We start from the raw sequence: 12,546 nt of genomic DNA, 5'->3' as shown, positions 1-12,546 counted from the left end.
CAGCCAATGGGTGACCTATGCGGCATTCGCGCCTACGGGTCGATCCCGATCATCTCCGCAACCGCACGTCCGATGACTTCGCCCAAAAGCGGCGGAACAGCATTACCGATTTGCTTAGCAATTTTCGAGCGATTGCTGCCAGCGAACTGGAAGTCATCGTCGTACGACTGTAAGCGCGCTCCCTCACGAACCGTGAGCGCGCGCTGTTGGTACGGGTGAATGCACTTGTTCGATGCCGGATGAATGAAATTGACCGTGATCGTCGGGGCAGGCTCATCCGGGTCCAAGCGCGAGTAGCAACTCGAGAAACCACTGGTGATGAGGTGTTTGGGGATGCTAGAGATATTTGGTCCCGCGTGACGAATGATTTCCATCATCTTTGCTGTGTGCCTTGTTGAAGCATGCATGGTCAGATCCAACGCCTTCGCACGGCGCTCCCGCTGAAAATCATTCTTGGGATCGATGATGTACTGAGTCGCCTCCTGACCCGATTCCACAGGCGGGAGGTCTCCAATCGCGTCCATGACGGTGACCGCGGGAGGCAGCTCGGCGGTCTCGCCGAACAGGTCGCTGTCGGGAGGCGCAAGCATTCGATCACGCTGCCGGTGGCCTATGGTCCGATAGCGGCCACCATGCGTGGGTAAGGGCCAGCGAATATCGCCGCCGCGCTCGACACCGATCAGGATCAAACGCTCCCGTTTCTGCGGAACACCAAAGTTAGCTGCGTTCAGGATCCGCCACTCGGTGTCGTACCCCAACGTTTCGAACTCCTCTTGGACGGCCATCAGGTCCGCCCCATCCTTATGTGTCGCAAGGCCAACTACGTTCTCGAACACGAGCACCTTGGGCCGCCAGAAGCCCACGTAGGCAGCAAACTCCTCAAACAGAGTGTTCCGAGGATCGTCGAAACTCGTGGATCTGTTCGGCCTGATAGACGAGAAGCCTTGGCATGGCGGCCCTCCGATGATGACGTCCACTGCGTTGCCATACAGGCCGGTCGTCTCGGCAACGGCAGAACGGGGGTATTTTCGGATATCCCCCGCCACCGCGTGAGCCCCAGGGTGATTCAACTTGAACGTCTCCACCGACAAGGGCAACAGATCGATACCGTAGACAGTCTCAAATAGGCCTGTTCGCTCGAACCCCTTGGAAAAGCCGCCTGTTCCGCAGAACAGGTCCATGACCTTGAGCTTGCCCATCCCAGCCCTTCATCCGGTGGAGACGATAGTCTCGTAGACGCGAAGCGTACCCGACCATAGGGTCTCCGCCTGTGAAAGACACGGTGGAACCAGGAGACAGCCTTAGCCAAGAGGTGGCCGCGGTCATAGCGCGCCTACGCAAAGCGGAGGGCTGGACTCTAGAGGAACTGGCCGACAGGAGCGGGCTACACCGCACCAGCCTGGGCCTGATTGAGCGCGGCGAACGGAGCATGACTCTGGGCTCGGCACATGCCGTTGCCAGGGCGCTCGACGTTCAATTCTCAGTTATTGTCGGCTTAGCAGAGGCAGCAGGCTCTCCACAGGTCGTCAAGACTCCACGCCGACTCCCCTCCGAGACCTCAAGGAACGCGTCTCAGGTTGAGCGTCTTTGCGGGTTAACTGGCGCGATGATCCGTGAGGCGATCGAGCACACCTACGACACGTTGGACCTGATTGACGCCGAACTTCTCAAAGCCGGTTCTGAACCCATCGCTGGGTTGGTCGAACTGGCGAACCTATCGTCGATGATTGGCAACCTACTGGGAGCAGGGCTGGCTAACGCTTCGGCGGGGCAGTACCTCCGCAACCGGCCACACGCGTTCCCAGACCTCGTACCCCAGAAGCCGCACCTGCCGAACCTTGAACTAAAGATGGCTCTCGAGACCAACTACCCCAAGGGCCACCTAGCGAAATCGGGTATGTACATAACGTTCCGCTATGCTCTCGGGAGCACGGACGGGACCTATGTCCGGGGCCGTGAAGGTCGAGGCAAGACCCCATGGATCTGGGAGGTTCGCATTGGGCACCTCGACCTCTGCGACTTCGCACTGAGCAACACGGCAGGTGACTCGGGCAAGACGGCGGTCATCAAGACCCAATCTCTCAAGGACATGACGCTCGCGTTTCAAGACGATAGATTCTACCCCTACGCGCGGCGGTGGGCCTGAGCGCTTGTTATCCAGTCTCAGGTTTGATGAAGGGCCTAGTGTGGCTTGCCGGCCATGCTTCCTCGACCTCTGAGGGGCGTGGAGCTCACCGCTCTTAAGTGCAGGTGACCTGCACTACTCACGCGCGGTCCTCTACATCCACCTCTAGGAACAGACTCCGCGCCCTCGGTGACCCACAGCGCCCGCAGGCTTGGTGACCCATCAGGTCAACGGCCCACAGCCGCGCTACTACCACGCGGGCGGCACTCGCCGTGTTCCTTATGTATTGCCACCGCCAACAACACCAAAGCCGCCACCCAATCGGGTGGCGGCCTTTGTGTTGCCGGGCCTAGAAGCCGAGTCTCTTATCTCGTGAGATTCGCGCTCTCAACTTTCGAGATTCGCCATCAGCTGTCCAGTTGCGTCGAGTTGTCAGTAGCAGTTGCATCGCTGCCAATCGCTATCACTATCAACTTGCACTATCATAGTGACGTGACTCCTCTCGACACCGCCATAGCGGGTCTCGCCGAAGACGTCGGCCAGGCACTCTTGACGTTCGCCCAGCGTCTTCGTTCGGCCCCCGAAGTGGTTCCGGGGGTTTCGGCCGCCCGCGAAGCCCCACGTTCGCCGAAGCTCGGCAAGTCGCAGGAGGCCGTCCTTGAAGCAGTTCGTGAGGCGGGCGCGAAGGGCTTGACGTCGGCCGAAGTGGCCAAGGCAACGGGAAAGAAGGACACCAACACTCCCCGGATGCTGCGCAGTTTGGCCGAGCGAGGGCTGGTCGCGTCCACGGACTCAACCCCCGCGGTCTGGACTCTGGTACCTGGGTGACAGGGGACGACGATCACTGGTAGGAAGGCCCAACACCTGCACCCTCCAGCACTTCGAGGACGACGTGGACCCTGCCCCTTCCGGCTGGTACCAAGACCCGGAGGACGGAACCGTCCTCCGCTATTGGGACGGGATCGTCTGGACCGACCACCGCGCGCCCGCTCCCAGCAGCCCGGTCACTGCCGCCCCGTCGACCCCCCCAAAGGCGGGCTCGGTGCCGAGCACGGGGCTGGTCGACGCGGCCGGCCCCTCCCGCCGCCCCAGGCGTGTGCGTCCGCGCTTGGCGGTGATCGTGGCAGGCACGATGGCCTTGGTACTAGTGGCAGGCGCCGTATGGTGGAGCCAGAGCCGAACCACAGAAGCGACCCAGGACGTTGCGCAAGATAGCCGTGCGGGAGAACAGGTCGGCCCTTGGTTCGTCTACGAACCACTGGTCAGGGACTCTGTACTGCAGTGGAGCATCAACGGACGCAACACCGACAACGTCGAGCATTCGGCTTACACCCAGGTCACGTTCCTCGACAGCGCTGGGCGACAACTGCTCAGCGCCTCGTGCATGAACTCCTCCCCAGGGGAGTTCATCTCCCCCGGCGAGGAATTCACGTTCAACTGCGGGTCCAACGACCAGCACGCCGAAGGTCTCCCGGAGAACTACGAGTCCATCACCCTCCACACGACCCCCGGGTTCCCCGAGAACGCCGAGGAACGATCCGAGATGGGGTATTGATCGTCTCGACCCGACCCGCGTGGGGCATCAGCCGCCCAGAGAGAGGCCGACTTCCCAGTCCTGGGACTCCATCTCCGAGAGCGACATGGTGATCCCTGTGCGACCCGAGGTGCTGATGTCGTAGTACTTCTCCTCGGGGACGTCCTCGACCGTGAACTCGAAGGTGCACACGCCCTCACCTGGCTCACCCCCCTCGAGCTCCCCGGTGGCGATAGTCTCTCCGGCCGAGTCCTTGACCAGTACTGTCTGCCCGCCATAGATATCGTCGTAGCCGCCAGAACCCGAGCACGAGAGACTGCCGGCATCACCAGTCCAGTCGAGGTCCAGGGTCCCTGTGATCGTGTGCTCCGACGGAGTCAGCGCGACCAGCACGACCACGAGCAGCACCAGCACGCCGAGCCCCCCTGCGGCGGCGGCGAGGTAGCGCGGGGATCGAGACTGCGCAGGACCCGCTGACGGTGGTGAGGTCGGCGGGTGCGCAGGCAAGGGCGACCGCGGATACGTCGGGGCGGAAGCTGGCGCAGCACGCTGGGAAGTGACGGGTGGTGCGGTCGGCGAAGGACCGGACCCCGCAACAGGGGGGCTCGCCGGGGAAACGCTGGCGGCACCCGCTCCGCACTGGGGGCAGAACGTGTGCCCTTGCGCCAGCGGGTGCCCGTTCGCGCAGGTTGGTCCGGCGGCACCGGGAGCCGGAGGGGGTGACTGGTCGCTCATCGCGAACCTCTCTGTGCGTGCGCCTCGAGCTGGCCCCGAGGCAAGCGGTACTCACCGGGACCCTAGGGCCGAGAGACGACAGATGCAGCGCCTTTCGCGCAACCGAGGGCCCTGCAGACCTGCCGACACCGAGGACATGCAGATCGTCGCTCCCCCGGCGCCTGAGCCGACGCGTCACCAAGGCGACCCAGATCTGCGCCCGCGATCGAGTGGCACCTCGAGCACGGGGCACCGTCAACCACCACCTCACCCGGCGAACCGCCGCCCGTCGCGCCGGCGACGTGGTCCTGGAGCCGGGCGCGGTCCGCGGTCTGGCCGGGTGGTGCGCCTGGTCCACCTGCGCAGCTTCCTGCTCATCGACGCCGACCGGAGCCGCACCCCGGGGACACCCGGCGCCGCTGATGGCCCCCCGGAGGGCGGGATGAGCCCACGACACTGTGCTGGCCCGCTGACCGCGAGCGGAGCCGCTGCGCGGTCCATGAGGTCCGCTGGGCCGCGCTTGCCGGGTCCGTGGGTGTGCTCGGCCTCGGCGACGATGACCCCGACGTCGACATCGGTCAGCGGGGTGAGCGCGTCACCGTGGGCGACGCTCCCATTGAGGTACACCTCCGACTTGGGGAACTCGGCGCGGAGCGCCGCAGCGAGCAGATCCCGCCGGTCGCGGGCGGCCTCGAGTTCCTCGTCGTCGACCTGGATGTTGCCCAGGGCCCTCTCGAGGAGGTCTTCCAGGGTGGGCTCGGGCTCTTCTTGTCGCTGGTACATCTCATCTCCGAACTGCTGGTTGCCAGACTGCGCAGATCGGTGATCTCATACGGATACCAACACCCGCACCAGACATCACCTGTCTGTGCCACGCGAACCCGGCCCTGCAAGGCCGGGTTCTTGTGTTTCCGGGGACTCGGCGAGCCCCCGGACATCAGATCAAGCACCACCGACATCTCGGTGCTGCGTCGACCCTTGAACAAGTCCGGCCCGGCCTCCCCCGTGAAGGGAAGACCGGGCCGGAAGTGTGAACAGATCATCATCACTATCAATCTCTAGGACTCATAGTCATAGGGATTGGCAGTCATGCAATTCGCTGACAGAACGTGCAACTGACCGCTGACAAACGCGTGCAACTCGACATCAGCTGCAGCCGCTGGTACTCCCGCAGCCCTCGCACACGAAGCAGCTACCAGCAGGCCGCATCTTCGTCCCGCAGGTCATGCACAGGGGCGAGTCAACTGCGACGCCGGTGATCTTCTCGAAGAGCTCGGCGGAGGTGTGGGCCTCCCCCGTGCCGACCTTGGCCGGGACCTCGCGGGACTCGGCGCCGTGGGTGTCCTTAGTCTCGATGACCTCGGCGCGGTTGTCGACGTCGCCAGAGTGGTCTCGGCTGTCCGCTCGCTTCGCTCCCTGCTCGACCACCTGTGAGGCGCCCTTGGCCTCGGCGATGTCGATCTGGATGAGTTCGTCGGCTCCCCCGGTCTCCTCGATGGGCTCATACGAGCCGGTCTCGAGGTGGCGCTGGCGCTCCTCGGCGGAGTAGATGCCGAGCATGGAGCGGTCCTCGAAGGACAGGTAGTCCAGCGCCAGGCGGCGGAAGACATAGTCCATCAGGGACTGGCTCATCCGGATGTCGGGGTCGTCGGTCATGCCCGAGGGCTCGAAGCGCAGGTTGGTGAACTTCGAGACGTAGGTCTCCAGCGGGACGCCGTACTGCAGGCCGATGGACACCGCGATCGAGAAGGCGTCCATCACGCCGGCCAGGGTGGAGCCCTGCTTGCCGAGCTTGAGGAAGACCTCGCCGAGCTCGCCGTCGGCGTGCGCACCGGAGGTCATGTAGCCCTCCGCGCCACCCACGGTGAAGCTCGTGGTCAGCGACTTGCGGCTCTTGGGGAGACGCTTGCGGAACGGCTTGTGGATCTCCACGACCTTCTCGACGACCTCAGGCGTCTCGACTGAGGTCGAGATGCCCTGGTCCTTCTTCGCGGAGTCGGACTTGCCGTCGGAGAGCGGCTGGCCGACCTTGCAGTTGTCGCGGTAGACGGCCGTCGCCTTGAGGCCGAGCTTCCAGGACTGCAGGTAGATGTCCTCGATCTCCTCGACCGTCGCGGTCTCCGGCAGGTTCACCGTCTTGGAGATCGCACCGGAGAGGAACGGCTGGCAGGCAGCCATCATCCGCACGTGGCCCATCGGCTTGAGGGCGCGGGCGCCCATCGCGCAGTCGAAGACCTCGTAGTGCTCGGGCTTGAGGCCGGGCGCGTCGATGACGTGGCCGTTCTCGCCGATGAACTCGACGATCGCCTCGATGGTCTCCTGGGCGTAGCCCATCTTCTTCAGCGCCCGCGGGATCGTCTGGTTCACGATCTGCATCGAGCCGCCGCCGACGAGCTTCTTGAACTTGACCAGCGAGAAGTCCGGCTCGATGCCGGTGGTGTCGCAGTCCATCATGAAGCCGATGGTGCCGGTGGGCGCGAGCACGGAGGCCTGCGCGTTGCGGAAGCCGTTCTTCTCACCGAGCTTCTGCACATCGGCCCAGGCCTTCGTCGCCAGCTTGTGTACGCCGGCGTCGTGCACGCCGAGGGTGCGCACCACGTCGTTGGCGGCCTGGTGCTTGCGCATGACCCGCTTGTGCGCGTCGGCGTTGCGGGCGTAGCCGGCGTACGGGCCGACGACGGCAGCGAGCTCGGCGGAGCGGCGGTAGGACTGGCCGGTGAGCAGCGAGGTGATCGTCGCAGCCATCGCGCGGCCACCGTCGGAGTCATAGCCCAGGCCCATTGCCATCAGCAGGGCGCCGAGGTTGGCGTAGCCGATGCCGAGCTGGCGGTAGTTGCGGGTGGTCTCGCCGATCGGCTCGGTCGGGAAGTCCGCGAAGCAGATCGAGATGTCCATCGCGGTGATGATGAAGTCGACCGCCTTGGCGAACAGGGCGGCGTCGAAGGTGTCGTCGTCCTTGAGGAACTTCAGCAGGTTCAGCGACGCCAAGTTGCACGAGGAGTTGTCCAGCGACATGTACTCCGAGCACGGGTTGGACGCGGTGATCCGGCCGGTCTCGGGGTTGGTGTGCCAGTCGTTGATCGTGTCGTCGTACTGCAGACCCGGGTCGGCGCAGGCCCAGGCGGCCTCGCTGATCTTGGTGAACAGCTCGCGGGCGTCGATGGTCTCGATGACCTCGCCGGTGCCGCGCGAGCGCAGCCCGAACTCAGTGCCGTCCTCGACCGCACGCATGAACTCGTCGCTGACGCGGACCGAGTTGTTGGCGTTCTGGTACTGCACGCTGACGATGTCGGCGCCGCCGAGGTCCATGTCGAACCCGGCGTCGCGCAGGGCGCGGATCTTGTTCTCTTCCTTCGCCTTGGTCTCGACGAACTCCACGATGTCGGGGTGATCGACGTCGAGGACGACCATCTTGGCCGCACGACGCGTGGCGCCGCCCGACTTGATGGTGCCCGCGGAGGCGTCGGCGCCGCGCATGAAGGAGACCGGGCCGCTCGCCGTACCGCCGCTGGAGAGGAGCTCCTTGGAGGAACGGATCCGGGAGAGGTTCAGGCCGGCACCGGAGCCGCCCTTGAAGATGAAGCCCTCTTCCTTGTACCAGTTCAGGATCGAGTCCATCGAGTCGTCGACCGAGAGGATGAAGCACGCGGAGACCTGCTGCGGCGACGGGGTGCCGACGTTGAACCACACGGGAGAGTTGAACGAGAAGTACTGGTTGACCAGCAGCCAGGTGAGCTCGTGCTCGAAGAGCTCGGCGTCGGCGGGGGTGGCGAAGTAGCCGTTCTCCTCGCCGCTGCGGGTGTAGGTCTTCACGACCCGGTCGATGAGCTGCTTGAGGCTGGTCTCACGGGCCTCGGTGCCGACGGCGCCGCGGAAGTACTTGGTGGTGACGATCGTGGAGGCGTTCACGCTCCAGGTGCTGGGGAACTCCACGCCGCGCTGCTCGAAGACGACCGCGCCGGTCTTCCAGTTCTGCTGGTGGACGTCGCGGCGCTCCCAGGTCAGCTCGTCGTAGGGGTGCACACCCTCGGTGGAGAAGACCCGCTCGATCTTCAGCCCCTTCTTGTTGCGCCCGCGTGCTCCGGTCCCGGTCACCGTTTCCGTCATGTTCCCCTGCTCCCTGATTCGTTTCGCGTCGTCGTACTTCTCGAGTGCTGCTTGTCTTCGTCTTGCTGCGTGTTGCCTGCTGCTGGTTGCCCAGCGCGGTCGCTTCCCCACGACCACGCCGGGCGGTCTGTGGTCAGCCCGTGGGCTGAGGTTGTACGGCGTTCGGCCGGTCGAGCCGGAGCATCGCGATCTCGGTCTCGAAGTCCTCGGCGGACTCGAACGCGCGGTAGACGCTGGCGAACCGGAGGTAGGCCACCTCGTCGAGCTCACGCAGCGGACCCAGGATGGCCAGGCCGATCTCGTTGGCCGGCACCTCCGCGAAGCCGACGCTGCGCAGGGTGTCCTCGACGGTCTGGCCGAGACGGGCCAGGTCGTCCTCGGAGACGGGCCGGCCCTTGCACGCCTTGCGTACGCCGGCGACGGCCTTCTCACGGGTGAACGGCTCGGAGGTGCCGCTGCGCTTGATCACCGAGAGCTGCATCTGCTCGACCGTGGTGAACCGCTTCTCACACGTGGGGCACGAGCGCCGACGACGGATGGAGGAGCCGTCGTCGGCGACCCGTGAGTCGAGCACCCGGGTGTCTGAGTTGCGACAGAAGGGACAGTGCATCCGGGGCTCCTCTCAGGGGGTTCTCGTGCCACTTGTCAGGGCTCCACACAGGTCCAACCTGTGTGTTCTCCTGTGGATTCCGCGGTGGATAACCCGGGTTTCTGTGGGAAACCCCATCTGTCCTGTGCGACTAGATGTGGATAACTACAACGGTGTAACTACTAGATGTAGTGGTAACCGTACGCCTGCGGCCCGAGGGGTGCAACACCATCAGGGAAACGAATCCGGGCCGATGCCGGGCTGCTCGCGTTGTCGCAGGTCAGAGCGCGGAGGGCCGGTTCGAAATAGTCATTTCGGGTGGTCTGTACCCACCCGTTCGTCCGTCCGTTTTGCGGCGTACGGCCGTCCTGTGGATCAGCACTCCCTGTGGATCGTCGTTCTGGGTGAAGATGAGCCTGTGGACACGCAGGAAGGGACGCTGACACCGGGGGACGAGGCACGTCCACCGGGCCTGCGTGTGCTCGGGCTCGCCCTGGCGGTCACGGCGACGCTGGTCGCGTGGGGCGTGCTGGTGTACGCCGCGATCGACTTCGGCGGCGAGGCCCGTGCCGGCCGGTCGGTCGCCTGGGTCCTCCTGGGCATCACCACGATCGGTGCCGCGACGTGCCTGTTCGCAGCCCTGCTGCTCGGCACCCGGCTCCTCGCCGCGGTGCAGGGGCGCCCCGTCCCCGCGCGCCCCAAGGGTGGGCGTCGACGAGCCGGTCACTAGCGCGAGTGGCACCGTGGCCGTGCTCCCTGTCACGCACCGGCCCTGCCGCCACGGGTCTGTCACCGTCGCGTCGTAGGCTCAGCCGGTGAGCAAAGTCGACGCCCTCAGGGCCATGCGCGAGGCCAGGTACGCCCGCGACAGCGCCAGCGGACCCACCCGCCGTGAGGCAGCTGCCGCTGCCGCAGGAGGGGCGCCCGTCGCCCCGCGCGCGAAGGTCACGCCGAGCAAGGCGACGCCGAGCAAGGCCGCCAAGAGCAAATCGGCAGCAGACGACGCGGCAGCCGCACCCGAGGCCGAGCGCTGCGGGCACAAGTCGATGAACGGCCGCTCCTGCACCCGCGACGCCGGTCACTCGGAGAAGAACCACCGCTACAGCTGACCGCGCGCGCGTTGTCCACAGCCACGGATTCGGTCTAGCCACCGCGTTCCGGCAGTAGTTGACTGCCGAGGACTGCAGGCGCGAGCAATCCTGGGCGGTGAGTGGCCAATGCGCACACTGGCACCCCGACTCGCTGCCACGGCGACGCTGCTCGCGCTCCTCGTGAGTGGGTGCGGAGGCGGCAACCCCGAGCCGGCCCCGGCGCCGAAGCCGACGAAGAGTACGTCGCCCTCGGCGAGCCCGAGCGCGCCGGTGATGCCGGAGGCGGCGAAGGCGAAGACGCGCGCGGGGGCTGAGGCGGCCGTCCGACACTTTCTTGCCGCCATGGAGTACGCAGGGGAAACCGGCGACACCTCAGGCTTTGTCGCTACCTACACGGCGCAGTGCACGCGATGTGATGCGATCACTGAGGGAATCCGAGCGACATATGAAGCCGGGGGATCGCTTGAGGGCGGGGCATGGCGACCCACGAGACTGAAGTTCTACGCGATAACAGACGGCATCGCCTATGTGGACGCCGTCGTTGACTATGAACCTCAAACTTGGATCCGCAACGCAAGCGGAAGCCAGACGACATCGCCTGGGCGGCGAAACGTCCTCAAGGCGTTCCAGTTGCGCTGGAGCGAGGAACGATGGCAAGTCAGCGCACTGGATCCGCAGCAATGAAGCTTCTCTCGATAATCGTCATGCTCCACCTCAGCTGGGCCTGGCCCATCGAGGCTGACCCGAAGGTCGGGCCGAGCTCCAATAGCTTCGACACCTGGTCCCGATCAGTGCACCAGCCCTCCACCCGTAGCCCAAAGCGGCAAGCAACTGCGGGAACCATCCCCAGCCGCAGCAACCCCGTTCGATACGAGTACCGCTCCCCCTGCCTACTGTCCAGCGACGGCGACGATCCGATGTGCGCTGCGAACAACTGCGCTCCGGGAGAGAGCCTGGCTCGACTCTGGCGGGTGACGCCTCCGCCGGCGACACCGCTGGACCTGGTCTGTTACGGAGGCGAAGGACCTCCCGCACTTGCCGCCGCTCCCCCGCAGGTGACCGAGGCGATGATCCTGGCAGCGTTCCGGCGGGTCCCGCTGCCGTCGCTTCGCTCGCAGAGCCAGCCGGCGGACAAGACACTGATCAACTTCGACACGATCTTCTTCACGCGGGCCGAGCCGCTGACCCGCCAGGTCACCTTGCTCGGACAGTCCGTGCGTCTCGAGATCGTGCCGAGCCGGTTCGAGTGGGTGCACGGCGACGGGACGACGGCGGTGACCACGACCCCGGGAGCGCCGTACCCGGCCAAGGAGATCGTGCACCGCTATGCCGACGCGCACCGCACGGTCGCGCACCGGGTGGTGGTGACCTGGAGCGCGGAGTACTCCCTCAACGGCGGTCCCCTGCGGCCCGTCAACGGCACCGTGACCACCTCCGGTCCCGCCACTGCACTGCGGGTCGCGGAGGCGAGTCCGGCGCTGAGCGGGCGTGGGCACTGATCAGGTTCGTGCGAGGCCTGCCCGTGCACTAGGTTCCCCCGGTGCGAACGCCGAGAACCTCCACCAGACTCAAGCTCGCCTACGCCGGCTTGGCAGCCACCGACACCTGGCTCTCGGGCCGCCCGGACAGGTGGGCGCACCGCGCCCGTCTGGTGACCAAGCCACTACTGATGCCCGTGCTCGCGGGATCGCTGGCCACCGATCCCCGCGCCCGCACATCCCCCCTGCGCACGACGACGCTCGTCGCCCAGGCGGCCGGCTGGGGCGGCGACGTCGCCCTGCTGCGACCGGGTACGCGCGCGTTCCTGGCCGGTGCCGGGTCCTTCGGTGTGGGACACGTGGCCTACCTGACCGGTTTCCTGCGTCATGGTGGAGCCGGGACGCTCACCGCGGGCCCAGGGGCCCGGGCTGTCGTCGGGACGTGGGCGGTTACTGGACCTGCGATCGCGGTGCTCGCGGGACGCCGGCAGCGCGAGCTGGGCGGCCCGGTGCTCGGGTACTCGACCCTGCTGTCCGCAATGGCGGCCGCGGCGACGATGCTCGATGACGGCCTCTCGCCGACGGCTCGCCGGATGACCGCTGCCGGTGCGGGGCTGTTCCTGCTCTCCGACACACTGCTCGGGCTGAGGGAGTTTGCACTCACTGATCCGCCGGAGGCGTTGGAGACGGCTGTGATGGCGACATACACGGCGGGGCAATTCCTGCTCAGTGAGGGTGCTGCGCGGGCCTGAGCGTGCTGCTCGCCTGGAGTGGTCTCGACTGACCGCTCAATTGGTTCGCTGCTCGACCAGCTTGTGGTGACTGAGGCTTGCCTGTCGCCAGAGTGGTCTCGACTGGCCGCTCACTTCGTTCGCTGCTCGACCACCTTGTGGTGACTGAGGCTTGCC

The 12,546-nt window shown here is 65.8% G+C and carries 13 protein-coding genes and 1 pseudogene; 9 read left to right on the top strand and 5 right to left on the bottom strand.

The annotated features are described in order from the left end of the window. Nucleotides 1–32 precede the first annotated feature (32 nt). Nucleotides 33–1,199 (bottom strand): DNA cytosine methyltransferase, encoded by a 1,167-nt coding sequence (locus AC4BGC_RS03800; protein WP_490554393.1) that lies wholly within the window; start codon nt 1,197–1,199, stop codon nt 33–35. Nucleotides 1,200–1,270: 71 nt separating this feature from the next. On the opposite strand from AC4BGC_RS03800, the gene AC4BGC_RS03795 reads away from it, so the two are divergent. From AC4BGC_RS03795 to AC4BGC_RS03780, 4 genes and pseudogenes are all read left to right on the top strand, one after another. Then, the gene (locus AC4BGC_RS03795) at nt 1,271–2,146 is read left to right on the top strand and encodes a helix-turn-helix domain-containing protein (protein ID WP_490554392.1); all 876 of its coding nucleotides are present in this window, start codon (nt 1,271–1,273) and stop codon (nt 2,144–2,146) included. Nucleotides 2,147–2,617: 471 nt separating this feature from the next. Then, on the top strand, nt 2,618–2,953 hold the full coding sequence (locus AC4BGC_RS03790; protein ID WP_490554391.1) for a helix-turn-helix domain-containing protein: 336 nt from the start codon (nt 2,618–2,620) through the stop codon (nt 2,951–2,953). A 64-nt stretch (nt 2,954–3,017) separates the two neighbouring features. Further along, nucleotides 3,018–3,116, top strand: a pseudogene (locus AC4BGC_RS03785) (DUF2510 domain-containing protein); the annotation flags it as partial. Nucleotides 3,117–3,509: 393 nt separating this feature from the next. Continuing rightward, on the top strand, nt 3,510–3,680 hold the full coding sequence (locus AC4BGC_RS03780; protein WP_490555745.1) for a hypothetical protein: 171 nt from the start codon (nt 3,510–3,512) through the stop codon (nt 3,678–3,680). A 27-nt stretch (nt 3,681–3,707) separates the two neighbouring features. On the opposite strand, the gene AC4BGC_RS03775 is transcribed toward AC4BGC_RS03780, so the two are convergent. From AC4BGC_RS03775 to nrdR, 4 genes are all read right to left on the bottom strand, one after another. After that, the gene (locus AC4BGC_RS03775; RefSeq protein WP_490554390.1) at nt 3,708–4,073 is read right to left on the bottom strand and encodes a hypothetical protein; all 366 of its coding nucleotides are present in this window, start codon (nt 4,071–4,073) and stop codon (nt 3,708–3,710) included. Between the two features lie 567 nt (nt 4,074–4,640). Then, on the bottom strand, nt 4,641–5,156 hold the full coding sequence (locus tag AC4BGC_RS03770) for a nucleotidyltransferase family protein (protein ID WP_490554389.1): 516 nt from the start codon (nt 5,154–5,156) through the stop codon (nt 4,641–4,643). Between the two features lie 363 nt (nt 5,157–5,519). Beyond that, the gene (locus AC4BGC_RS03765; protein WP_490554388.1) at nt 5,520–8,480 is read right to left on the bottom strand and encodes a vitamin B12-dependent ribonucleotide reductase; all 2,961 of its coding nucleotides are present in this window, start codon (nt 8,478–8,480) and stop codon (nt 5,520–5,522) included. A 133-nt stretch (nt 8,481–8,613) separates the two neighbouring features. After that, nucleotides 8,614–9,090: a transcriptional regulator NrdR gene (nrdR, locus tag AC4BGC_RS03760; RefSeq protein WP_490546013.1), complete on the bottom strand. Its 477-nt coding sequence runs from the start codon at nt 9,088–9,090 to the stop codon at nt 8,614–8,616. Between the two features lie 397 nt (nt 9,091–9,487). Between nrdR and AC4BGC_RS03755 the strand changes: the two genes are divergently transcribed. The 5 genes from AC4BGC_RS03755 to AC4BGC_RS03735 all read left to right on the top strand — a co-directional run bounded on the left by AC4BGC_RS03755 (nt 9,488) and on the right by AC4BGC_RS03735 (nt 12,390). Further along, nucleotides 9,488–9,799 carry a hypothetical protein gene (locus tag AC4BGC_RS03755; RefSeq protein ID WP_490554387.1) on the top strand — a complete coding sequence of 104 codons (312 nt, stop codon included), beginning with the start codon at nt 9,488–9,490 and terminating at the stop codon, nt 9,797–9,799. Nucleotides 9,800–9,884: 85 nt separating this feature from the next. After that, nucleotides 9,885–10,178, top strand: a complete 294-nt coding sequence (locus AC4BGC_RS03750) for a hypothetical protein (protein WP_490554386.1) — start codon at nt 9,885–9,887, stop codon at nt 10,176–10,178. 108 nt (nt 10,179–10,286) lie between these two features. Beyond that, nucleotides 10,287–10,844, top strand: a complete 558-nt coding sequence (locus AC4BGC_RS03745; protein WP_490554384.1) for a DUF6318 family protein — start codon at nt 10,287–10,289, stop codon at nt 10,842–10,844. A 383-nt stretch (nt 10,845–11,227) separates the two neighbouring features. After that, entirely contained in the window at nt 11,228–11,659 is a 432-nt protein-coding gene (locus AC4BGC_RS03740; RefSeq protein WP_490554383.1) for a hypothetical protein, read from the top strand. Nucleotides 11,660–11,700: 41 nt separating this feature from the next. Then, nucleotides 11,701–12,390 (top strand): lysoplasmalogenase, encoded by a 690-nt coding sequence (locus tag AC4BGC_RS03735; RefSeq protein WP_490554381.1) that lies wholly within the window; start codon nt 11,701–11,703, stop codon nt 12,388–12,390. Nucleotides 12,391–12,546: the final 156 nt, after the last annotated feature.

Source organism: Nocardioides sp. Z38_18, from assembly GCF_058215695.1.
The sequence above is the reverse complement of the archived record's forward strand: the minus strand, read 5'-3'. Positions and strand labels throughout refer to the sequence as shown.

Bases quoted from the DNA above. Each gene is read 5' to 3' on its own strand.
- AC4BGC_RS03800 (WP_490554393.1), bottom strand. From the start codon at position 1,199: ATGGGCAAGCTCAAGGTCATGGACCTGTTCTGCGGAACAGGCGGCTTT.
- AC4BGC_RS03780 (WP_490555745.1), top strand. From the start codon at position 3,510: ATGAACTCCTCCCCAGGGGAGTTCATCTCCCCCGGCGAGGAATTCACG.
- AC4BGC_RS03770 (WP_490554389.1), bottom strand. From the start codon at position 5,156: ATGTACCAGCGACAAGAAGAGCCCGAGCCCACCCTGGAAGACCTCCTC.
- AC4BGC_RS03765 (WP_490554388.1), bottom strand. From the start codon at position 8,480: ATGACGGAAACGGTGACCGGGACCGGAGCACGCGGGCGCAACAAGAAG.
- nrdR (WP_490546013.1), bottom strand. From the start codon at position 9,090: ATGCACTGTCCCTTCTGTCGCAACTCAGACACCCGGGTGCTCGACTCA.
- AC4BGC_RS03745 (WP_490554384.1), top strand. From the start codon at position 10,287: ATGCGCACACTGGCACCCCGACTCGCTGCCACGGCGACGCTGCTCGCG.
- AC4BGC_RS03740 (WP_490554383.1), top strand. From the start codon at position 11,228: ATGATCCTGGCAGCGTTCCGGCGGGTCCCGCTGCCGTCGCTTCGCTCG.